Here is a 22,246-nt window from a genome sequence, read left to right on the forward strand (position 1 = left end):
GTTCAGGACAGGTCGACCTGCGCGACGCGGGCGTCGAGCTGCTCCACGATCTGCGCGATCTCGGCGTCGCCGACGACCCGGTCGACCCGCAGGATCACCGTGGCGCCGGGTCCTTCGACGTCCTGGCTCAAGGCCGCCGCCTGGATGTCGATCCCGGCGTTGCCGAGGACCGTGCCGAGGACCCCGAGCACGCCCGGACGGTCCTCGTAGTGGACGACGAGGTTGTGGCCCTCGGCACGCAGGTCGAAGCTGCGGCCGTTGATGTTGACGATCTTCTCGATCTGCTGCAGGCCGGTCAGCGCACCGGTGACCGTGGTGACGAGTCCGTCGGCGGCCACGGCGCGGACCTCCACGGCGCTGCGGTGCGTCGAGGCCTCGCTGTGCTTGTCGACCTCCACACTCACGCCGCGCTGTTCGGCGAGGGCGGGGGCGTTGACGAAGGTGACCGGCTCGTCGCTGCTGGCGGAGAACAGCCCGCGCAGTGCCGCAAGGCCCAGGATCTCGACGTTCTCTGCGGACAGCTCACCGCTGGCGACGACCTGCACGTTCTGCACGGCCTCGGGCGACAGCGTGCCGGCGATCAGACCCAGCTTGCGCACGAGCTCGAGCCACGGTGCGACCTCCTCGCCGACCGGGCCGCCGGAGACGTTCACGGCGTCCGGGACGAACTCGCCGGCCAGGGCCAGCAGCACACTCTTGGCGACGTCGGTGCCGGCGCGGTCCTGGGCCTCGGTCGTGGAGGCGCCGAGGTGCGGGGTGACGACGGTGTTGTCGAGGTCGAACAGCTTCGAGTCCGTGCAGGGTTCGGAGTGGAAGACGTCGAGGCCGGCGGCGCGAACCTTGCCGGAGACGAGGGCGTCGTGGAGGGCGTCCTCGTCGATGAGGCCACCGCGGGCGGCGTTGACGATGATGACGCCGTCCTTGGCCCGCGCGAGCCGCTCGGCGTTGATCAGGCCTGCCGTCTCCTTGGTCTTGGGCAGGTGCACGGAGATGAAGTCGGCGCGCTCGATCAGCTCGTCGATGTCGACCAGTTCGATCCCGAGCTGGGCGGCGCGGGCCGGCGGCAGATAGGGGTCGTAGGCGATGACATGGGTCTCGAAGGCGGCGAGGCGCTGCGCGAACAGCTGTCCGATCCGGCCCAGGCCGACGACGCCGACGGTCTTGCCCAGGATCTCGGTGCCGTTGAAGCTCGACCGCTTCCAGGTGCGCTCACGCAGCGTGCGGTCGGCGGCGGGGATCTGCCGCGCCGTGGCCATCAGCAGCGCCACGGCGTGCTCGGCGGCCGAATGGATGTTCGACGTCGGAGCGTTGACGACCATCACACCGCGTTCGGTGGCGGCCGGGATGTCGACGTTGTCGAGGCCGACGCCGGCGCGACCGACGATCTTCAGCTTCGTGGCGGCGGCGAGGACCTCGGCGTCGACCGTGGTCGCCGAACGGACCAGCAGGGCGTCCGCCTCGGGCACCGCCGCGAGCAGCGCGGGACGGTCCGGGCCGTCGACCCAGCGCACCTCGACGCCGTCACCGAGCGCATCGACGGTCGACTGCGCCAGCTTGTCGGCGATCAGGACAACGGGACGGCCATTCTGGCTCACGTGCGAACTCCCCTGTGGTTGGTTTGTCTGACGGGTCGTCGACGGCGCCGCACCCCGAGGTGCGCGAAGCGGCCGTGACCCGGCTCAGTTTAGTGCGTACGTGTCGCTTCCGGACCGCCACCCTGCGAGCCGCAGTGGATTTCGCGGCGGGCGCGCCGAACCCGGGAACGCCCGATCGGCGGCACGCGCCGGCCGGGACCGGCCCCGGGAGCTCAACGTCGGCGATTCCTCCTGCGCGGCAGCGACTTCGGCGCGCGACCGGTGGTGTGATCGGGGTTACCGCGCGGCGCGGATCCCGGGGACGGCGACGACGCGCGGTGCCGGAACGCGACGACCGCTGTCCGCACAGTGGGATAGAAGCGGTCGGGGGTGAACCGGTCCCCCACTCCGAACTGCACGAGCCGGTCCTTGATGGGGCCTTTCATGGCGGCGAAGGCCAGGTGGATCTTCTTGCCGGCCAGGTATCGGTCCAGGTCGACGAGTTCGTCGACGGCGGTGGTGTCGAGCCCGGTGATCGGTTCGGCAGCGATCACGACCCATTCGACCGGCTCGGGCGATTTCGCAACCAGCGAGCGGACGTAGTCGTCGAAGATCGAACCGTTGGCGAAGAACAGCGGGGCGTCGAACCGCACGAGCAGCAGACCGGGGATGCGATGCCCTTCGGGGTGACGGTTGATGTCGTGGAAGCCCGCGACGCGGGTCAGCTCGACGAGCTCGGTGCGGTACGGCGACCATGCGTGCCACACGACGGCGACGAACGAGAGCCCGATGGCGACGAGAATCCCCTCCAGGACCCCGACGAGCGCCACCCCGAGGAAGGCCGCCGCCGCGAGACCGGCCTCGAGCCGGCTCATCCGCCACATGCGGATCACCCCGCGCACGTCGATGAGGGCCGACGCCGCGACCAGCACGACCGCCGCGAGTGTCGCCTCGGGCAGATAGGCGGTCACGCCGGGCGCGAGCAGCACGAACAGCAGGACAGCGACGGCACCGACCACCCCGACGAGCTGGGTGCGGGCGCCGTTCTGCTCGGCGACGGGCGTGCGGGACGAGCTGGCCGAGATGGGGAATCCCCCGAGCAGACCGGTCGCGACGTTGGCGGCGCCGATGGCCTTCATCTCGGTACTGCCGTCCACGTCGTCGCCGCGGCGGGCCGCGAAGGTCCGCGAGAGCACCCCCGTGTCCGCGAACGCGATGAGCGCGATGCCGGCTGCCGGGCCGAGCAGCGCGAGCACGTCTTCCCAGCTCACCGCGGCCACGGCAGGTGCCGGCAACCCGGACGGCAGCGCGCCGACCATGGCGATCTGCTCCGGTAGGCCGAGCAGCGAGGACACCACACACGCTCCGGCCACCGCGACCAGGACACCCGGGATGCGCACCCGCAGGAGTCGGAACGCCACGATCACCGCCAGGGACGCCACACCGACGGCGGTGGCGACGGGGTCGACGTCACCCGCGGCGACCGCCCGGACGATCGCGGCGAGGTCCTGAGCCAGCCCCGGTTCGTCGATCGCGAAGCCGAACAGTGTCGGCAGCTGCCCGACCACGACGACCAGCGCGATGCCGTTGAGGTAACCGAGCCTGATGGGTTTGGACAGCAGTTCGGTGACGAAACCGAGCCGCAGGAAGCCGGCGACGACGAGGATCACGCCCACGAGCAGGGCCAGGACTCCAGCGAGGGCAAGGGCTTCCTGCGGATCGCCCGTCGCGGCGAGCGGGAGCACCGCCGCGGCGATGAGCGGGGTGAGGGCCGAATCGGGGCCGAGCACAAGCACTTTCGACGGCCCCAGCAGGGCGTACACCAGCATCGGGACGATCGTGGCGTACAACCCGGCGTAGGCGGGCAACCCGGCCGCCGTCGCGTAACCCATGCCCGCGGGAACGAGCAGCGCGGTGAGCGCCAGGCCGGCGGTGAAGTCGGGGCGCAGCCACTCCCGCCGGTAGGTGCGGGCCGCGACGACCCCCGGCAGCTTTCCCAGACCCCAGGACATCAGGGCATTATCCACCCTCGAACGCCGACGGCCCGGCACCACAGCGGTGCCGGGCCGTCGAAGCGGCGGGATCCGATCAGGCGGTCTCGGTGATCGGCCGGTCCACCCAGCTCATCAGGTCGCGCAGCTGCTTGCCGACGACCTCGATGCCGTGCTCGGCGTTCTTCTTGCGCAGGCCCTCGAGCTCCTTGTTGCCACCCTCGACGTTGGCGACGAGACGCTTGACGAAGGTGCCGTCCTGGATGTCCTTCAGGATCTCCTTCATGCGCTCCTTGGTGCCGGCGTCGATGACGCGCGGGCCGGAGAGGTAGCCACCGAACTCCGCGGTGTCGGACACCGAGTAGTTCATGCGGGCGATGCCACCCTCGTACATGAGGTCGACGATGAGCTTGAGCTCGTGGAGAACCTCGAAGTACGCCATCTCGGGGGCGTAGCCCGCCTCGACCATGACGTCGAAGCCGGTCTTGACCAGTTCCTCGGTGCCACCGCAGAGGACGGCCTGCTCACCGAACAGGTCGGTCTCGGTCTCTTCCTTAAAGGTGGTCTTGATGACGCCGGCGCGGGTGCCGCCGATGCCCTTGGCGTAGGACAGCGCCAGCGCCTGGCCCTCGCCCTTCGGGTCCTGGTGCACGGCGATGAGCGCGGGCACACCCTTGCCGTCGACGAACTGCCGGCGCACGAGGTGGCCGGGGCCCTTGGGGGCGACCATGGCGACCGTGACGTTCTCCGGCGCCTCGATGAGACCGAAGTGGATGTTGAGGCCGTGGCCGAAGAACAGCGCGTCGCCGTCCTTCAGGTTGGGCTCGATGTCGTTCTTGAAGATCGACGCCTGCGCGGTGTCGGGCGCGAGCACCATGATGACGTCGGCCCACTCCGAGACCTCGGCGGGGGTACCGACGGCGAGGCCGGCCTCCTCGGCCTTGGCCCGCGACTTCGAGCCTTCCTTCAGGCCGATGCGCACCTCGACGCCGGAGTCGCGCAGGCTCAGCGAGTGCGCGTGTCCCTGGCTGCCGTAGCCGATCACCGCGACCTTGCGGCCCTGGATGATCGACAGATCGGCGTCGTCGTCGTAGAACATCTCGACTGCCACAGTTGTTACCTCTCTCAGCAAATAAGGGTGTGTTCAGGCTAACGGGTGGCCGTGATCGACTTCGGACCGCGTCCGACCGCGACGACCCCGGACTGCACGATCTCGCGGATGCCGTAGGGCTCGAGCATCCGCAGCAGGGCGTCGAGCTTGGAGCGGGTACCGGTGGCCTCGATGGTGAGCGATTCGGGTGAGACGTCGATCACCTTGGCGCGGAACAGATTCACCGTCTCGATGACCTGCGTGCGCACGCTCGCGTCCGCCCGCACCTTGATCAGCAGCAGCTCGCGGGCGACCGAGGCATCCTCTTCCTGCTCGACGATCTTGATGACATTGACGAGCTTGTTGAGCTGCTTGGTCACCTGCTCGAGCGGAAACTCCTCGACGGTCACGACGATCGTCATCCGGGAGATCTCCGGGATCTCGGTGCCGCCCACCGCGAGGGACTCGATGTTGAACCCGCGGCGGGAGAACAGGCTCGCCACGCGGGCCAGCACGCCCGGCTTGTCCTCGACGAGAACGCTGAGGGTGTGACTGGTGCTCACTGACGATCCTCTCCTGGTGCTGCGGCACCGCGCTGTTCCGGGTGCCGCTCGTGCTCGAGTGCCTCGTGGATGACGGCCGGCTCCGCGGCGGCCTCGTCCTCGTCGAAGAGCGGACGGATGCCCCGCGCCGCCATGATCTCGTCGTTGCTGGTACCGGCGGCGACCATCGGCCACACCTGGGCGTCCTGACCGACGATGAAGTCGATGACGACCGGCCGGTCGTCGATGGACTGCGCCCGGCGGATCGCCTCCTCGACGTCCTCCTCGCGCTCGACCCGGATGCCGACACAGCCGAGCGCCTCGGCCAGCTTGACGAAGTCGGGGATGCGCAGGGTGTGGGTGGACAGATCGGTGTTCGAGTACCGCTCCTCGTAGAACAGTGTCTGCCACTGCCGGACCATGCCGAGGTTGCCGTTGTTGATGAGCGCGACCTTGATCGGCACTCCCTCGACCGCGCAGGTCGCCAGCTCCTGGTTCGTCATCTGGAAGCAACCGTCACCGTCGATGGCCCACACCTCGGCGTCGGGCACGCCCATCTTGGCGCCCATGGCCGCCGGCACGGCGTAGCCCATGGTGCCCAACCCACCGGAGTTGAGCCAGGTGCGCGGCTTCTCGTAGTCGATGAACTGCGCAGCCCACATCTGGTGCTGCCCGACGCCGGCGCAGTAGATGGCGTCCGGTCCGGCGAGCTTGCCGACCATCTGGATCACGTACTCCGGCGAGAGCATGCCGTCGGCCGGCCGGTCGTAGCTGAGCGGGTAGGTGCGCCGGATCCCGTCGAGGTACTCCCACCACTGGGCGTAGTCGAGCGTCGTACCCGTCGCGAGATCCGCCCGGATCGCCTCGATCAGCTCGACGATCACTTCCTTGCAGTCACCCACGATCGGCACGTCGGCGTGCCGGTTCTTGCCGATCTCGGCCGGGTCGATGTCCGCGTGGATGACCTTCGCGTCGGGCGCGAACGAGTCGAGCTGACCGGTGACGCGGTCGTCGAACCGCGCACCGAGCGTGATCAGCAGATCGGATCGCTGGAGGGCGGCAACCGCCGCGACGGTGCCGTGCATGCCGGGCATGCCGCAGTTGAGCTGATGGGTGTCGGGGAAGGCGCCGCGGGCCATCAGGGTCGTGACGACCGGGATGCCGGTGAGCTCGGCCAACTCGAGCAGCTCCGGAGAGGCCTCCGCCTTGATGACGCCGCCGCCGATGTACAGCACGGGCGACTTCGCCTCGGCGATCAGGCGGGCAGCCTCACGGACCTGCTTGCCGTGCGGCTTGGTGACGGGACGGTAGCCGGGCAGGTGCATCTCCGGCGGCCAGCTGAAGGTGGTCTGGGCCTGCAGGATGTCCTTCGGGATGTCCACCAGGACGGCACCGGGACGGCCGGAGGCGGCGAGGTAGAACGCCTCGGCGAGGACGCGGGGGATCTCGGCGCCGTCGGTCACGAGGAAGTTGTGCTTGGTGACGGGCATGGTGATGCCCGAGATGTCGGCTTCCTGGAAGGCGTCGGTGCCGATCAGACCGCGGCCGACCTGACCCGTGATCGCCACGACGGGAACGGAGTCCATCTGCGCGTCGGCGAGCGGCGTGACGAGGTTCGTGGCGCCGGGGCCGGAGGTGGCCATGCACACGCCGACCTTGCCGGAGGCCTGGGCGTATCCGGTCGCGGCGTGGCCGGCGCCCTGTTCGTGGCGGACCAGCACGTGCCGGACCTTCCGCGAGTCGAACAGCGGATCGTAGACGGGAAGGATCGCACCGCCCGGAATGCCGAAGACCGTGTCGACGTCGAGCTCCTCGAGGGCTCGGACCACCGACTGGGCGCCGGTGACCCGCTCGGGGGCGACCTGGCGTCGGGTACCGGGCTGGGCGGCCGCGGCCGCGGGCGACGGGGCTGCGGCCCCGGGCTTGCGCGGCGACGGTTGAGGCCTTGCGGTTGGTGCGCTCACTGCGATTCCTCTGGTTCTGGCTCCGGGCAACAAAAAACCCCCGTCAGCAGTATCTGCTGTACGAGGGTGGCGCGTCGTGGGCGAGTTGCGAGAAGCGGCTCAGGCGACGACGCGCCGGCCGATTACGAGCAACCCATTCTGATTCACGCGCTCGACGGTAGGCGCGCGAACGTCCGACAGTCAACTTGGTTCGGTCACCTGTCCCAGAATGTGAGATGCCTCGGCTGCAATGGGAAGATGGTGAGGTGTCATCTCCACAGCAGCCCGTGCCACCACGCCCATCATCCCATACGGCGGAACAGCAGCCGCAGGTCATCCAGATTTCCCGGCTCGCCCTGCTCGCGTGCGGGTTCGTACTGCTCGGAGCGGCCTCCCCGGCCCTGGCCTGGCCCGCCGCGTTCGGCTGGATGGTGGTGATCCCGTTCCTCGTCGCCGCGTGGGTGCTGCGGGTGCGCACCGTCGTCGGCCCCGAAGGCATCACGGCCCGATCCACGTTCTCCACCCGGACGCTCGCCTGGGACGAGCTCGACGGCCTGCGGTTCCCCAAGCGGGGCTGGGCACGCGCCCGCCGCACCGACGGCACCGAGGTCCCCCTCCCGGTCGTCACGTTCGGCCGCCTCCCCCAGCTCGCCGCCGGCAGCGGCGGTCGCATCACCGACCCGTACGCCGCCGCGCACGACGCCCAGGCGCGGGAACAGGCCACGGACACCGAGCCGGACGCGGACGTCGAGTCGAAATAGCACACGGGTAGATTCGACGTCGCCCAGGCCCGCTCCCGCCCCGCCCGGGGGAGCCCGGCCCCCGGTGTCGCCGCGCCCGCGCAGCATGCAGCCCGAAGAGCCCTAGCCCCCGAGGAATCCGATGCCCCCGTTGAGGTCACGCACCACCACCGCCGGACGCAATGCCGCCGGGGCCCGCGCCCTGTGGCGCGCCACCGGCATGACCGACTCCGACTTCGGCAAACCGATCGTCGCGATCGCGAACTCCTACACGCAGTTCGTGCCCGGCCACGTGCACCTCAAGGACGTCGGCGACATCGTCGCCGAGGCGGTCCGGGCCGCGGGCGGTGTGCCGCGCGAGTTCCACACCATCGCCGTCGACGACGGCATCGCCATGGGGCACGGCGGCATGCTGTACTCCCTGCCCAGCCGCGAGATCATCGCCGATTCGGTGGAATACATGGTCAACGCGCACACCGCCGACGCGCTGGTGTGCATCTCCAACTGCGACAAGATCACCCCGGGCATGCTCAACGCTGCGATGCGCCTGAACATCCCGACGGTGTTCGTCTCGGGCGGTCCGATGGAGGCGGGCAAGGCGGTGGTCGTCGGCGGTGTCGCGCAGGCCCCCACCGACCTGATCACGGCGATCTCGGCGTCGGCCAACGACGCCGTCACCGACGAGGGCCTCGACGAGGTCGAGCGCAGCGCCTGCCCGACGTGCGGGTCGTGCTCGGGCATGTTCACCGCGAACTCGATGAACTGCCTGACCGAGGCGCTCGGACTGGCGCTGCCCGGCAACGGCTCGACGCTGGCCACCCACGCGGCACGCCGCGCGCTGTTCGAGCGGGCCGGGACCACGGTCGTCGAGGCGGCGTTGCGCTGGTACCGGGACGAGGACGCGTCGGTCCTGCCGCGCAACATCGCCTCCCCCGCCGCGTTCCGGAATGCCATGGCGCTCGACGTCGCGATGGGCGGCTCGACCAACACCGTGCTGCACACGCTCGCCGCCGCGCAGGAGGGCGAGGTCGACTTCGACCTCACCACGATCGACGCGATCAGCCGCAGGGTGCCGTGCCTGTCGAAGGTCTCCCCGAACTCGGACTACCACATGGAGGACGTCCACCGGGCCGGCGGCATCCCGGCGATCCTCGGCGAGCTGCGCCGTGGCGGCCTGCTCGAGACGGACGTGACCACGGTCCACACCGCGAGCTTCGACGAGTGGCTCGACACGTGGGACATCCGTTCCGGCAAGGCCTCCGACGAGGCGATCGAGCTGTTCCACGCGGCGCCCGGCGGCGTCCGCACGACCGAGCCCTTCTCCACCGACAACCGCTGGTCGTCGCTGGACACCGATGCCGCAGGCGGCTGCATCCGGGACGTCGAGCACGCCTACACCGTCGAGGGTGGACTCGTCGTCCTGCGCGGCAACCTCGCCCCGGACGGTGCGATCCTCAAGACCGCCGGCATCGACGAGGATCTGTTCACCTTCGAGGGCCCGGCGCTCGTCGTCGAGTCGCAGGAGGAGGCCGTCTCGGTGATCCTCGGCAAGAAGGTGCAGCCCGGTGACGTGGTGGTGGTCCGCTACGAGGGACCCGCCGGCGGCCCCGGCATGCAGGAGATGCTGCACCCCACCGCGTTCCTCAAGGGCGCGGGTCTGGGCAAGCGGTGCGCCCTGATCACCGACGGCCGCTTCTCCGGTGGCACCTCGGGGCTGTCGATCGGGCACATCTCGCCCGAAGCTGCGTCCGGTGGTGTGATCGGTCTGCTCGAGAACGGCGACCGGATCCGGATCGACGTTCCCTCCCGCACCCTCGAGGTCCTCGTCGACGACGCCGTTCTCGCCGAGCGGCGCGCCAAGATGGAGGCGTCGGAGCGGCCGTGGCAGCCGGTCGACCGGCAGCGCACGGTCACCACCGCGCTGCGCGCCTACGCCGCGTTGGCGACCTCGGCCGACAAGGGCGCCGTCCGCCAGGTGCCGTAGGCACCGGTGTGTCCTTCGGGCTGCCGGGGCAACCCGAAGGACACACCGGCCGCGTCAGCGGCCGAACAGCCAGAGGCAGACCCCGCCGGCGACGCCGAGCAGCAGTGCGACGAAGGAGCCGAGGAACGGCCGGGTCGCCCAGCCGCGGGTGCCGTCGATCGCGATGCGGCCCGGGCCGGTCAGGACGATCACCGCCGCGGTGGCCGCGAGCAGGGTCTCGTACTCGACCCCGTCCGGTGCGAAGTACTGCAGTCCCGGCTCGGCGGACTGCCGAAACAGCCACGCGTTGATCATGATCGCCAGCACGGCGGCGGCGGCGAGCGGGGTGAGCAGGCCGAGGATCAGCAGCGCGCCGGCCGCCACCTCCCCCACCGCACCGAGCACCGCGAGCAGCGCCGGACGCTGGTAGCCGGCGTCGGCGAGCATCGCCTCGAACCCGTCCATACCGGGACCGCCCCACAGCCCGGTCAGCTTCTGCAGCCCGTGCACCACCATGGTGGCGCCGACGACCAACCGCAACACGAGCAGCCCCAGGTCCAGGCTGCCGCGGCGCGCCTTCGCCGGACCGGTCGCGGCCCCCTCCTCCACGCCGACGGCAGCCGCGGTCGCGCCGCCGGGCTCGTACCGGTACAGCTGTTCGGTGGGCGCGACGCCGGAGTCGTCGTAGCCGTACTGCGCCGGCCGGTCGAAAGCGGAGTTGTCGAGGTCGAGGTCGTCGTCGGATTCGAGCATCGACGAACGGGGACGCCGCAGCTCCAGCGTGGGTTCGTCGTAGGGACTCGACACCGGCTCCGCGGCATTCTGCGGCGTCGGCTCCGGAAGGTGGTCTTTCGCCTTGTCGGTCACCGGACCAGGGTAGGTCGACCGGGAGGGCCGACCCGGGAACCGAGGCGGGGCGCGCCGCCCCGGTAACGTCATGGACATGACGAGGCGCGCGAGAGTCGGTGGGTCGCGACGGATGCGAACGGCGGTCGCGTCGATCGTGGGTCTGCTCGCGTTCACCACGTCGTGCGCCCGGTTCGACGACGCAACCACCACGCCGTTCACCCCGGAACCGAGTTTCGACGCGGGCGCCGAACTCGAACCGCTCGAACCCCCGACGGAAACCACGACGACGGGCGCACCACCCACACCGCCGGGCCCGTGCCAGGACCCCGACCCCGCGGTGGTCGCCACCTGTCTCGATACCACGGGCGGGCTGGTCACCCTGCCCGACGGCGCGTCCGCGCTCGTCGCGGAGCGGCGCACGGGCCGGATCCTGCGGGTGGCGCCGCGAACGGAGCCGGTGGAGGTGGCGACCGTGCCGGTCGACGGATCCGGCGACGGTGGGCTCCTCGATCTCGCACTGTCGCCGACCTACGACGAGGATCGGCTGCTCTACGCCTACATCACCACCCCCACCGACAACCGCGTCGTGCGGCTCGCCGCGGGCGACGTCCCGAAGCCGGTGTTTACCGGCATCCCGCGGGGAGCGAGCGGGAACGCGGGGGCGCTCGAGTTCACCTCCCCCACCGACCTGGTGGTGCTGACCGGCAATGCCGGAGATGCGGCCGCGGCGGCCGATCCGGGGTCGCTCGCCGGAAAGCTGCTGCGCATGCCCGTGCCGGCGCCGGGTGCGGCTGCCGCGCCGTCGGTCGTGCTGTCCGGGATCGGGACGGCGGGCGACGTGTGCCGGGACCCCGCCGGGAACCTGTGGATCACCGACCGCACCGTCCTCGAGGACCGGCTGCAGCGTGTCGACGTGGACGGCGCGGTGAGCGCGTCCCCGGCGTGGACGTGGCCCGAACGTCCGGGCGTGGCCGGATGCGCGGCCGGAGCGGACGCGGTCGCGGTGTCGCTGACGGACGGCAAGGCGGTGGCGGTGGTCGCCGTCGACCCCGGAACCGGGGCGGTGACGGCCGCGCCCGTGACGGCCGTGCAGGACCGCTACGGCCGGCTCGGCGGCGCGGCGGTGGGTGGGGACGGGCAGCTGTGGGTGTCCACCGTCAACAAGTCCGGTGGCGAACCGGGCCCGAACGACGATCGTGTCGTGCTGATCCAGTTCCCCGCAGGCGGCGGCGGTTTCGACTAGCCGGAACCGTCCGGCACGGATCCTTCACGACAGCGTGAAGGGCGGCTCGGCCGCATCGGTGAACGCGCCGCTCACGTTGCCCAGCAGACCCGGTTTCGCCAGGTCGAGCCTGCGGCAGGTCGAGAAGTCCATGTCGGCCGACCGGGTCCACACGATGTTCGGGCTGAACGACGACTCGAATATGTACAGCCCCTCGGTGAGGTCCGCCAGCGTGCGCCAGATCGTCATCGAGATGTTCGGCCGCTGCGGATCCGGCTCGCCGAAAGGTTGTGCAACGTTGCGCATGACGCTCAGCAGCGCCGCATACGCGCGGGTCGGCGTCTCCACGGCGGGCAACCGGTCGAGATAGTAGCCGGCCCGGACGAAGCGGTCGGACGCTTCCGTCGTGCCCGGCAGCGGCTCGGATCCCCCGAAGCCGGTGAAGTTCTTCCGGAGTTCGATCTGTTCGTCGTAGGGCGGCGAGTTCGTCATCACGGTGTGCGCGCGGTCGTGGTGCACCCGCAGCGTTCCCCCGATGTGCTCGAGGATCAGGGAGTCGCCGTTCGCGTCCTCGAGGGCCAGATGCACGGTTGCGGGACGCCGGGACCGCGGTTCGATCAGCGGACGGACCTGGAAGGGCCGGTCGGCCATCAGTGCGAGGCACTCGTCGACGGTCCCGCACAGGTCCAGGAAGATCTGCGGCCACAGGGACACCGCGAGCGCGGGAACATCCGGGTTCCGTTCCCCGAAATCGGCTTCCGCGAGCCACAGCACGTGGGCGGCCAGACCGGCCTCGTTGATCCCGTCGCTCGTGGCGTTGTCCCAGACGGTGGCCACCAGGCTGCCGTAGCGGGCCGTCCAGGTCATGGGGTCGGGATCACGGTCGTGCCCGATCCGGTCGGCCCCGCGCGGCAGCGACCACAGGTTCGTGTCCATCTCCTCGCGCCAGTCCATGTTCCGGCCGACGAGAACGCCGTGCCCGCTTCCGGTCCACATCGCCCGAGTGCACATCGGTCCTCCAGAATGCCCGAGGGGAAATCCGGCCGTCCGTGCCGTGAGCGTCGACATGCCGCCCGCGACGGGAACGACGATACGGACATTTCGGTCCGATTCGAGCGTTTTCGCGAACCAATTGCACGGAACGGCGCCGATCCCGTTCCGTGCACACGACTTGTACTGTGCTGCAGTATATTCGGTTCTACGCCCACCTCCCGTGCGGGCCGGTGCGACAATATCGCCGATCGGTCCGACGCAGTGGTACGCCCGAGGGGGGCCCGAAATGACCACACGACTGAACCCGTACATCAGTTTTCGCGACAATGCCCGCCAGGCCATGGAGTTCTACCGGTCCGTGTTCGGCGGAGAACTGAACGTGAGCACGTTCGCAGAGATGCACGCGAGCGATGACCCGTCCGAGCAGGACAAGGTCATGCACTCGATGCTGTCGAGTCCGAACGGATTCGTCCTGATGGCGGCGGACACCCCGAACCAGATGAGTTACAACCCGGGGGACAACATCTCGATATCCCTCAGCGGCGACGACGAGACCGAGCTGCGTGGCTACTGGGACAAGCTCAGCGACGGCGGAACCGTCGCCGTGCCGCTCGAGCGAGCACCGTGGGGCGACCACTTCGGCATGTGCACCGACAGGTTCGGCATCCAGTGGATGGTGAACATCGCCGGCGAATCGCAGTAGACACACGTGAGAGGGTGGCCTGCCGTCCCGGCGGGCCACCCTCTCTCGTGCAAGAACTTCCTCTCGAAGAACTCAGCTGCAGGCGGCGAGCACGAGCTCCTTGACCAGGGCCGGGTCGGCCTGGCCGCGGGTGGCCTTCATCACGTCGCCGACGATCTTGCCGGCTGCCTGGACCTTGCCGCTGCGGATCTTGTCGGCGATGTCGGGGTTGGCGGCCAGTGCCTTCTCCACCTCCGACTTGATCAGCGAGTCGTCGCGCACGACCACCAGCTCGGGGTGGGCAGCGAGGATCTGCTTCGGGTCGCCCTCACCGGCGAGCACGTAGTCGACGACCTTGCGGGCGAGCTTGTTGGTGAGCGTGCCGTCGGCGACGAGGGCGATCACCTCTGCGACCTGCGCCGGGGTGATGGGCAGCTCGCCGAGCTCGACGCCGCGGCTGTTGGCCTGCTGCGCCAGGTAGGCGACCCACCAGGACCGGGACTCCGAGGCCGGGGCCCCGGCCTCGGTGGTGGCGATGATCAGGTCCAGGGCGCCGGCGTTGACGAGGTCGCGCATCTCCTCGTCGGAGATGCCCCACTCGGCCTGGATCCGGGCGCGCCGCAACCACGGCAGCTCGGGCAGGGTGGCGCGCAGTTCCTCGACCCACTCCGCGCTCGGAGCGATCGGTTCGAGGTCCGGCTCCGGGAAGTAGCGGTAGTCCTCCGCCGTCTCCTTGCGCCGGCCCGGGGACGTGGTGCCGTCCGCCTCCTGGAAGTGCCGGGTCTCCTGCACCACGGTGCCGCCCGCGGTCAGAACCGCGGCCTGGCGGCGCATCTCGTACCGCACGGCGACCTCGACCGACTTCAGGGAGTTGACGTTCTTCGTCTCGGTCCGGGTGCCGAACTCCGCCGCTCCGATCGGATTGAGCGAGACGTTGGCGTCGCACCGCATCGAGCCCTGGTCCATGCGCACGTCGGACACGTCGAGAGCCTTCAGCAAGTCCCGCAGCGCGGTGACGTAGGCGCGGGCGACCTCGGGGGCGCGCTCGCCGGCACCGACGATCGGCTTGGTGACGATCTCGATGAGCGGCACCCCCGCCCGGTTGTAGTCGAGCAGCGAGTGACTCGCCCCGTGGATGCGGCCCGTGGCGCCGCCCACGTGCAACGACTTGCCGGTGTCCTCTTCCATGTGAGCGCGCTCGATCTCCACCCGCCACGTGCTGCCGTCGTCGAGGACCACGTCCAGGTGGCCGTCCGTGGCGATCGGCTCGTCGTACTGCGAGATCTGGTAGTTCTTCGGCTGGTCCGGGTAGAAGTAGTTCTTCCGCGCGAACCGGCCCCACGGCGTGATCGAGCAGTTGAGCGCCAGCCCGATGCGGATCGCCGACTCCACCGCCGCCTGGTTGACCACGGGCAGCGAACCGGGCAGACCGAGGCACACCGGGCACACCTGGGTGTTCGGCTCGGCCCCGAACGTGGTCGGGCACGGGCAGAACATCTTGGTGGCGGTGTGCAGTTCGACGTGCACCTCCATGCCCATCACGGGCTCGAACTTCGCGAGCACCTCGTCGTAGGCGAGCAGATCATCGGACATGGCGGCAGTCATGGGCTCGATTTTAGACGGTGCCGACATCCGGCGATCCGGCGCTCACGCCCGGCGTGAGCTCACCCGAAGATGATCCGCATCTCCTCGTAGCGGTCCTTCGGCACCCGCTTGTGGTTGGCGAGCGCCTCGTCGAAACCGACCCGGACGATGTCGGTTCCGTGCAGCGCCACCATGTGGCCCCACTCCTCGTCGGCGACGAGATCGGTGACCGCCATACCCAGGCGGGTGGCGAGTACCCGATCGAAGGCCGTGGGCACGCCGCCCCGCTGGATGTAGCCGAGGATCGTGGCACGGGTCTGGATGCCCGTGCGCTCCTCGATCATCGGGGCGAGGACGTCGGCGATGCCGCCGAGCCGTGGCCTGTCGAACTCGTCGCGTCCCTTGTCGGAGTACGCCTCGGCCATGTCCGGCAGGGTGAATCCCTCCGCGACCACCACCATCGGGGCGCGGCCGCGGTCCCGGACACTGGTGACCCATTCGCAGATCTGTTCGATGCTCTCGGGTTGTTCGGGGATGAGGATGGCGTGGGCGCCCCCGGCGGTGCCGGAGTGCAGCGCGATCCACCCCGCCTCCCGGCCCATCACCTCGAGGACCATGCAGCGCTTGTGCGAGTTGCCGGTGGTGCGCAGCCGGTCGATCGCCTCGGTGGCGATCTCGACGGCGGTGTCGAATCCGAAGGTGTAGTCGGTTTGGCCGAGATCGTTGTCGATGGTCTTGGGTACCCCGACGATCCGGATGCCCTCCTCGAACAGCCGCTTGGACGCGGCGGCCGTGCCCTCGCCGCCGATGGCGATCACGGCGTCGACGCCCATGCGCTCGAGCGTGCGGGCGATGTTCTCCGCGCCGCCGTCCGGTCCCTGGTAGGGGCCGAACCGGCTGGTGCCGAGGATGGTGCCGCCCTGATGCGACAATCCGCGAACTTTGCTGCGGTCCAAGGGGATTGCATCGCCTTCCACCAATCCGCGCCAACCGTCGAGGAACCCGACGAATTCCTGGTCGTAGACGGTCCTGCCCTTGAGGACCGCTCCGCGGATCACCGCGTTCAGGCCGGGGCAGTCCCCGCCGCTGGTGAGAATGCCGATGCGCGTCATTCGTTCCTCCGTGCAGGTTGTCGGTGGTCCTCCCGGCAATACTGCCCCGGCACGGCGCCCGCGGCATCCCGATCGCCGGCGTCGCTCACCCCGGCACGACCAGTCCGGACTCGTATGCCAGCACCACCGCCTGTGCCCGGTCCCGCAGGTGCAACTTCCCGAACACCTTCCCCACGTGCGTCTTGACCGTCTGCTCGGCGACGAACAGGTGAGCGGCGATCTCCTGATTCGACAGTCCTCGGGCAATCAGCTCGAGCACCTCACGTTCGCGCGGGGTGAGCACGTCGAGTGCCCGGTCGCGGCCGCGGCGCGGCGATCGCCGGCGGGTGACGTCCGCGATGAGCCGGCGTGTGACGGTCGGGGCGAGCAGCGCCTGGCCGTCGGCGACGACGCGGACCGCCCGGACCAGTTCCTCGGCGGGCGCGTCCTTGAGCAGGAACCCGCTGGCGCCGAGGCTCAGCGCCTCGTAGACGTAGTCGTCGATGTCGAACGTGGTGAGCATCAGTACCCGCGTGGGCGGATCGGCCCGCCCGCCCAGGATGTGCCGGGCCGCGTCCAGTCCGTTCATCTCGGGCATCCGGACGTCCATCAGGACGACGTCGGGCCGCAGGCGGGCCGCCTCCGCGACGGCCCGCCGCCCGTCCGGAGCGTCGCCGACGACGCTGATGTCGGATTGGGCGGCGAGCAGCGCGCCGAAGCCCTGCCGAACCATGGCCTGGTCGTCGGCGATCAACACGGTGATGGGGCTCGGGTCCGTCACGGCCTCAGCCTAGGCTGTCGGGACGCGCGGCAGCTGCGCTCGCACCTCGAAGCCACCGCCCGGGGCGGGATGGGCGACGAGGTGGCCTCCGACCGCCAGGGCCCGGTCGACCATGCCGCGGATGCCGTTGCCACCGCTGCGGTCCCCCGGCCCGGGCCCCGCCTGCCCGGGGCCGTTGCACACGGTCACGCTCACCTCGTCCGGCCCGTAGCCCACGCGGACCCGCACCGGCGCACCGGAGGCGTGACGGGCGGCATTGGCGAGCGATTCCTGCAGGATGCGGTACACCGTCAGGGCCGTGGCGTCCGAGACGCCGGACGGATCACCGTTCTCCGCGGTGGACAGGACCATGCCGGCGCGCCGCGCCCCCTCGAACAGGTCCCCGAGCCGGTCCAGGCCGGGCTGCGGATCCTGCACCCGTTCGTCGTCGGCGCCCCTGTCGTCGGGGAGGCTGTCACTCCGGAGCACCCCGAGCATGCCGCGCACCTCGTTCAGCGCCTCGCGCGCGGTCGCCCCGATGGAGTCGAACTCGGCGCGTACCGGCTCGGAGACGCCCGGCAGACGGTACGGGGCGCTCTGCGCCTGCACGACGACGAGGGACATGTGGTGCGCGACGATGTCGTGCAGGTCTCGGGCGATGCGGGCCTTCTCCTCGAGGATCGCCCGGCGGGCCCGTTCGAGTTCGCTGACCTCCTCCTGCCGGGCGAGCTGGCGGCGGGACAGCACGAGCCACCGCACGAGCAGGCCGAACACCGCCATCGCAGTCAGGCCGAGTGCCCACCCCCAGCCGTCCTGCCCCGGCACGTGGGTGAAGAACAGCACCACGGTGGCCGCCCACACGAGCCCGGCGACCTGAAGGGAAGCGCGCATGCTCACCGCGACGAGAAGCGCGCACAGCACGAGGATGTGCACCACCTGCCAGGGGTAGTCGTAGCCGGGGACGAGGTCGAAGGCGCGGGGGATCGCCAGCGCGGCCCCGGCCGAAACCGCCCAGCCGAGGGCGGGGTCGGTCCGGATCGCCACGAACGGCCAGGCCGCGAGCGCCGCTACGACGGGCATCAGCGCGACGGGCACCTCGTGAGTGAGGTGCAGGGTGGGCCACGCGACCGCATACAGGATCAGGGTCACCGCTACGATCGCCATCGTCCCCCAACGGCCGCGGCCGTGTTCTCTCGTCCAGTGCACGGCACCACGGTAGGTCCGGGGCGTGTTCACTGTCGTCATACCGGGGAGTGAGATCCGCCTGGCCCCGTGGCGGCAGACGCTCGTGGCCGGACCGCTCCGTCGCGGGATCTCCCGCAGTCCCCGCCGTCCCTAACGTCCGCCACATGCGCAGACCACCCATGACAGCTCTACTGGGCACGGCCGCAGCGCTGTGTCTGGGAACCACGTGGGCACAGCCCGCTCCGCCGACGCGGCCCGATCCGGACACCGTGATTGCGACCGTGGCGGAACTGTCCGAGGGCGACACCGCGGCAGCGCTCGACACCTTCCCGGACGGCTTCGAGCCGGCGATGCACTATCGACCGGTCACCGAGGACGGGATCCTGGTGGACCCGCTCGGCGGCTGCTCCTCCCCCGTCCCCCTGCCGGACTTCTTCGAAACGCCTTGCCGGGAGCACGATCTCGGATACGACCTGTTGCGGTACGCGCGGTCGTCGGGACACGAACCCGGTCCGCAGGCGCGGCGCGGCCTGGACGCCCGGCTGAGCCGGCAGCTGCACGAGGCGTGCCGCGCGACGGCACCCGGCGACGACTGGTGCGTCGTCACCGCGACTGTGACTTCGTTTGCAGTACGGGTGAATTCGTGGCGGCAACGCGACGGAGCCCCGATCCCCGAGTCACCGCTTCCGTACGCGGCCGCGGTGTGGGCGCTGGTTGCAGCGGCGCGATGGACGCCCCGATGAGTGGGCGCGCGACGTCCCAGGACTCGGGGTTCGACGCCCTCGCAGGGCGCTGCCCGCGGGTGGCGACGACCGCAGCCGTGACGGTGGCGGTGTGGGTCTCGCTCGCGCCGTCGCTGCTGCCCCGTCCGGCCCTGGCGCAGGCCGCGGTCTCCGGATGCGCCGCCGCAGCCGCGGCGGGAGCCGCCGGCCTGTGCCGCCGGCGGAACGCGGGGTCCGCGCGCCCCGCAGCGCGGCTGGTGGCGCTGCTCGCCGCAGCCGTCGCGCTGGGGTGGACGGTTCTCGCGGCAGCGCAGTGGCAGGACGGGTTGCGGGCCGCGATGGGGCGGCCCACGACGGGCCCGGCGCACTGGATCGTCGTGTGCGTGTGCTCCTCGTGGGTCCTCGGCGCGACGCGGGTGCTCGGCCGGGTTCCGGAGACGTGGCGGCGGGCGGGTGTCCGCGCGGCCGCCGCCACGGCCGTCGCGGTGATGCTGGGAGCGGTCGCCGCGGTCGCTCCCGTCGGGGCCGGGCAGGTGTATCCGGACGCGGCGCCCGTCGCCGCCACCGCGGCCGGGGGCCCGTCGTCGCTGGTGGCGTGGCAGTCACTGGGCGACGAGGGTCGCCGTTTCGTGAGCGCCGACGCGCGAGCGATCCGCACATACGTGGGGCTCGAATCCGCGCCGGACGTCCGGTCGCGCGCAGCGCTCGCCGTCCGCGAGCTCGAGCGCGCGGGCGGGTTCGCACGCGCCCATGTCGTAGTGGTGGTGCCCACCGGCTCGGGGTGGGTCGACCCCGCCGCGGTGCGGGGGTTCACCTCGCTGTTCGGCGGCGACGTCGCGCTCGTCGCGCAGCAGTACTCGGCCGCACCCAGCTGGGTGACCTTCCTGTTCGACCGGAACGCGGCCGCGGAGTCGGCCCGCGCACTGCTCACGTCCGTACGATCCCGCATCGATGCCCTGGACCCGGTCCGGCGTCCACAGGTGCACGTGTACGGGCAGAGCCTCGGCTCGATCGGGGGCAGCGCCGCCCTCGCGGCGACCGCGACGGGTCCGTGCACGGCGATCTGGGCCGGTCCACCGGCAGGCGCGGTGCGCACGGACGGGGCGGTCGTCACCGCGAACACGTCGGATCCGGTGGTGTGGTGGCAACCGTCGCTGCTGTGGTCACCGCCCGACCTGTCCCGTGCGCGGCGCGACGCGCCCGTGCCGCGGTGGCTGCCGGTGGTCAGCTTCGTGCAGGCGACGCTGGACCTGCCGGTGGCGTTGGACGCGCCTCCCGGTCACGGGCACCGCTACGGCCCGGACCAGGCCCGGTGCGACCGCCCCTGACGCGGCGGTCGCACCGGGAGCCGGACTCAGGCGACGATCGGGCCGCGGGCGGCCTCGAACGCGGCGCCGACGCGGTAGAGCCGCTCGTCGGCGAGGGCCGGGGCCATGATCTGCAGACCGACGGGCAGCCCGTCGTCGGCGGACAGCCCGGACGGAACGGACATCGCGCAGTGCCCGGCAAGGTTGGTCGGGAGCGTGCACAGGTCCGACAGGTACATCGCCAGCGGATCGTCGACCTTCTCGCCGATCTTCCACGGCGTGAAGGGGCTGGTCGGCGAGACGAGGACGTCGACCTGCTCGTACGCCTTCTCGAAGTCCCGCGCGATGAGGGTGCGGACCTTGAGCGCCTGCCCGTAGTAGGCCTCGTAGTAGCCGGAGGACAACGCGTAGGTCCCGATCATGATGCGGCGCTTGACCTCCTTGCCGAACCCGGCGGCCCGGGTGGCGGCCATGACCTGCTCGGCGCTCATCGTGCCGTCGTCGACGCGCAGGCCGTAGCGCATGGCGTCGAAGCGGGCCAGGTTGGACGAGACCTCGGACGGCAGGATGAGGTAGTACGAGGCGAGCGCGTATTCGAAGTGCGGGCAGGAGACCTCGACGACCTCGGCGCCGAGCGCGGTCAGTTCGGCCACGGCCGCGTCGAACGACGCCAGCACGCCCGGCTGGTAGCTGTCCGAGTGCAGTTCCTTGACGACCCCGATGCGCAGCCCCTTCAGGTCGCCCTGCGCGCCCTGGCGGGCGGCCTCGACGACGGGCCGGACGGGCGCGTCCACCGACGTGGAGTCGCGCGGGTCGTGGCCGGCGATCACCTCGTGCAGCAACGCGGTGTCGAGCACAGTGCGGCCGCACGGGCCGCCCTGGTCGAGGGACGACGCGCACGCGACGAGACCGAACCGGGAGACCGTGCCGTAGGTGGGCTTGGTGCCGACCGTGGCGGTGACGGCGGCCGGCTGGCGGATCGACCCGCCGGTGTCGGTGCCGATCGCCAGCGGCGCCTGGTAGGAGGCCAGCGCGGCGGCCGAACCGCCACCGGACCCACCGGGGATGCGGGTGGTGTCCCACGGGTTGCGGGTGGGGCCGTACGCGGAGTTCTCGGTGGACGAGCCCATGGCGAACTCGTCCATGTTGGTCTTGCCCAGGATCGGGATGCCCGCCTGCCGCAGCTTCGTCGTCAGGGTCGCGTCGTACGGCGACATCCAGCCCTCGAGGATCTTCGAGGCACACGTGGTGGGCATGTCGGTCGTGGTGAACACGTCCTTGAGGGCGATCGGGACCCCGGCGAGCGGCGAGGCCGGGCTCTCCCCCGCCGCGACCGCGCGGTCCACCTCGGCTGCCGCGGCCAGCGCCTGGTCGCCCGCCACGTGCAGGAAGGCGTGGTACTCGCCGTCGACCTCGGCGATGCGGTCGAGGTGCGCACGAGTCACCTCGACCGACGACAGGTCGCCGGAGTGGATGCGTTCGGCGAGATCGGCCGCGGACAGCCGGGTGAGGTCGGTGCTCATTCGCCCTCCCCCAGGATCTGCGGGACGGAGAAGCGGCCGTCCTCGACCAGCGGGGCAGCGGCGAGCGCCTGCTCCGGGGTCAGGCCCGGGTGCACCTCGTCGGGACGGGTCACGTTGGTCACCGCGTTCGGGTTGGCCATCGGCGCCACATCGTCCGCGGCCACCTCCGACACAGCCTTGACGTGGCTGAGGATCGTATCCAGCTGGCCGGCGAACTCGTCGAGTTCGGCGTCGGTCAGCGCGAGCCGGGACAACCGGGCGAGGTGCGCGACCTCGTCACGGGAGATGGCAGGCACCTTCGGTGACCCCTTTCCGATGAAGAAACGAACGTGCCGTCCAGGGTAGTGCGTGCCGAACGGCACGGTTTCGCCGGTTCCCCGGACCGTCGCCGGCCGCCGGCCGTGTTGCAGTTCGGAGAAACACCTGTGTCGTTCGTGTGACAAGGCGCGCGTGACCGGCGGTTTCCCGGCAGGTCTCGGCGCCGC

19 protein-coding genes are annotated in these 22,246 nt (G+C 70.7%); 6 read left to right on the forward strand and 13 right to left on the reverse strand.

Translation table 11 applies throughout. The features are described from left to right. Positions 1–2 precede the first annotated feature (2 nt). The 5 genes from serA to AC2IPW_RS15285 all read right to left on the reverse strand — a co-directional run bounded on the left by serA (position 3) and on the right by AC2IPW_RS15285 (position 7,161). Positions 3–1,595 carry a phosphoglycerate dehydrogenase gene (gene serA / locus AC2IPW_RS15265; RefSeq protein ID WP_054373636.1) on the reverse strand — a complete coding sequence of 531 codons (1,593 nt, stop codon included), beginning with the start codon at positions 1,593–1,595 and terminating at the stop codon, positions 3–5. A gap of 212 nt (positions 1,596–1,807) precedes the next feature. Further along, positions 1,808–3,586 (reverse strand): SulP family inorganic anion transporter, encoded by a 1,779-nt coding sequence (locus tag AC2IPW_RS15270; RefSeq protein ID WP_486375131.1) that lies wholly within the window; start codon positions 3,584–3,586, stop codon positions 1,808–1,810. Between the two features lie 76 nt (positions 3,587–3,662). Then, positions 3,663–4,664 carry a ketol-acid reductoisomerase gene (ilvC, locus tag AC2IPW_RS15275; RefSeq protein ID WP_193788782.1) on the reverse strand — a complete coding sequence of 334 codons (1,002 nt, stop codon included), beginning with the start codon at positions 4,662–4,664 and terminating at the stop codon, positions 3,663–3,665. 50 nt (positions 4,665–4,714) lie between these two features. Further along, positions 4,715–5,218, reverse strand: coding sequence for an acetolactate synthase small subunit (gene ilvN, locus AC2IPW_RS15280; protein WP_003936990.1), 504 nt, complete (start codon positions 5,216–5,218; stop codon positions 4,715–4,717). Then, on the reverse strand, positions 5,215–7,161 hold the full coding sequence (locus AC2IPW_RS15285; protein WP_081005260.1) for an acetolactate synthase large subunit: 1,947 nt from the start codon (positions 7,159–7,161) through the stop codon (positions 5,215–5,217). Before AC2IPW_RS15285 ends, ilvN begins: the two co-directional genes overlap by 4 nt. Positions 7,162–7,427: 266 nt before the next feature. On the opposite strand from AC2IPW_RS15285, the gene AC2IPW_RS15290 reads away from it, so the two are divergent. Both AC2IPW_RS15290 and ilvD read left to right on the forward strand, forming a co-directional pair. Then, positions 7,428–7,901 (forward strand): PH domain-containing protein, encoded by a 474-nt coding sequence (locus AC2IPW_RS15290; protein WP_486377011.1) that lies wholly within the window; start codon positions 7,428–7,430, stop codon positions 7,899–7,901. A 121-nt stretch (positions 7,902–8,022) separates the two neighbouring features. Continuing rightward, on the forward strand, positions 8,023–9,864 hold the full coding sequence (ilvD, locus tag AC2IPW_RS15295; RefSeq protein ID WP_486375132.1) for a dihydroxy-acid dehydratase: 1,842 nt from the start codon (positions 8,023–8,025) through the stop codon (positions 9,862–9,864). A 54-nt stretch (positions 9,865–9,918) separates the two neighbouring features. Here ilvD and AC2IPW_RS15300 read toward each other — a convergent pair whose 3' ends face one another. After that, a complete protein-coding gene (locus AC2IPW_RS15300; RefSeq protein ID WP_486375133.1) occupies positions 9,919–10,710 on the reverse strand; it encodes a DoxX family protein in 792 nt (263 codons plus the stop codon). A 112-nt stretch (positions 10,711–10,822) separates the two neighbouring features. On the opposite strand from AC2IPW_RS15300, the gene AC2IPW_RS15305 reads away from it, so the two are divergent. Further along, positions 10,823–11,935, forward strand: coding sequence for a PQQ-dependent sugar dehydrogenase (locus tag AC2IPW_RS15305; protein ID WP_450121764.1), 1,113 nt, complete (start codon positions 10,823–10,825; stop codon positions 11,933–11,935). Between the two features lie 24 nt (positions 11,936–11,959). Here AC2IPW_RS15305 and AC2IPW_RS15310 read toward each other — a convergent pair whose 3' ends face one another. After that, positions 11,960–12,910 (reverse strand): linear amide C-N hydrolase, encoded by a 951-nt coding sequence (locus AC2IPW_RS15310; protein ID WP_486375134.1) that lies wholly within the window; start codon positions 12,908–12,910, stop codon positions 11,960–11,962. A gap of 283 nt (positions 12,911–13,193) precedes the next feature. On the opposite strand from AC2IPW_RS15310, the gene AC2IPW_RS15315 reads away from it, so the two are divergent. Further along, complete coding sequence (locus AC2IPW_RS15315) at positions 13,194–13,610, forward strand: VOC family protein (protein ID WP_450121760.1); 417 nt, start codon at positions 13,194–13,196, stop codon at positions 13,608–13,610. Positions 13,611–13,682: 72 nt separating this feature from the next. Here the strand turns inward: AC2IPW_RS15315 and gatB are convergent, their stop codons facing one another. The 4 genes from gatB to AC2IPW_RS15335 all read right to left on the reverse strand — a co-directional run bounded on the left by gatB (position 13,683) and on the right by AC2IPW_RS15335 (position 18,269). Further along, positions 13,683–15,194 (reverse strand): Asp-tRNA(Asn)/Glu-tRNA(Gln) amidotransferase subunit GatB, encoded by a 1,512-nt coding sequence (gene gatB, locus AC2IPW_RS15320; protein WP_486375135.1) that lies wholly within the window; start codon positions 15,192–15,194, stop codon positions 13,683–13,685. A 59-nt stretch (positions 15,195–15,253) separates the two neighbouring features. Beyond that, complete coding sequence (locus AC2IPW_RS15325; RefSeq protein ID WP_010596578.1) at positions 15,254–16,285, reverse strand: 6-phosphofructokinase; 1,032 nt, start codon at positions 16,283–16,285, stop codon at positions 15,254–15,256. A gap of 85 nt (positions 16,286–16,370) precedes the next feature. Next, a complete protein-coding gene (locus AC2IPW_RS15330) occupies positions 16,371–17,045 on the reverse strand; it encodes a response regulator (protein ID WP_450121761.1) in 675 nt (224 codons plus the stop codon). A gap of 9 nt (positions 17,046–17,054) precedes the next feature. After that, on the reverse strand, positions 17,055–18,269 hold the full coding sequence (locus AC2IPW_RS15335) for a sensor histidine kinase (protein WP_486375136.1): 1,215 nt from the start codon (positions 18,267–18,269) through the stop codon (positions 17,055–17,057). A gap of 104 nt (positions 18,270–18,373) precedes the next feature. On the opposite strand from AC2IPW_RS15335, the gene AC2IPW_RS15340 reads away from it, so the two are divergent. Next, positions 18,374–18,952 (forward strand): hypothetical protein, encoded by a 579-nt coding sequence (locus AC2IPW_RS15340; RefSeq protein WP_486375137.1) that lies wholly within the window; start codon positions 18,374–18,376, stop codon positions 18,950–18,952. Further along, positions 18,949–20,259: an alpha/beta-hydrolase family protein gene (locus AC2IPW_RS15345; protein WP_486375138.1), complete on the forward strand. Its 1,311-nt coding sequence runs from the start codon at positions 18,949–18,951 to the stop codon at positions 20,257–20,259. The genes AC2IPW_RS15340 and AC2IPW_RS15345 overlap by 4 nt, the downstream gene beginning before the upstream one ends. A gap of 26 nt (positions 20,260–20,285) precedes the next feature. On the opposite strand, the gene gatA is transcribed toward AC2IPW_RS15345, so the two are convergent. Beyond that, complete coding sequence (gene gatA, locus AC2IPW_RS15350) at positions 20,286–21,761, reverse strand: Asp-tRNA(Asn)/Glu-tRNA(Gln) amidotransferase subunit GatA (protein ID WP_486375139.1); 1,476 nt, start codon at positions 21,759–21,761, stop codon at positions 20,286–20,288. Continuing rightward, positions 21,758–22,057 carry an Asp-tRNA(Asn)/Glu-tRNA(Gln) amidotransferase subunit GatC gene (gene gatC, locus AC2IPW_RS15355; RefSeq protein ID WP_003936975.1) on the reverse strand — a complete coding sequence of 100 codons (300 nt, stop codon included), beginning with the start codon at positions 22,055–22,057 and terminating at the stop codon, positions 21,758–21,760. The genes gatA and gatC overlap by 4 nt, the downstream gene beginning before the upstream one ends. Between the last annotated feature and the right edge of the window lie 189 nt (positions 22,058–22,246).

This window comes from Rhodococcus sp. NS-SX18 (assembly GCF_057367935.1).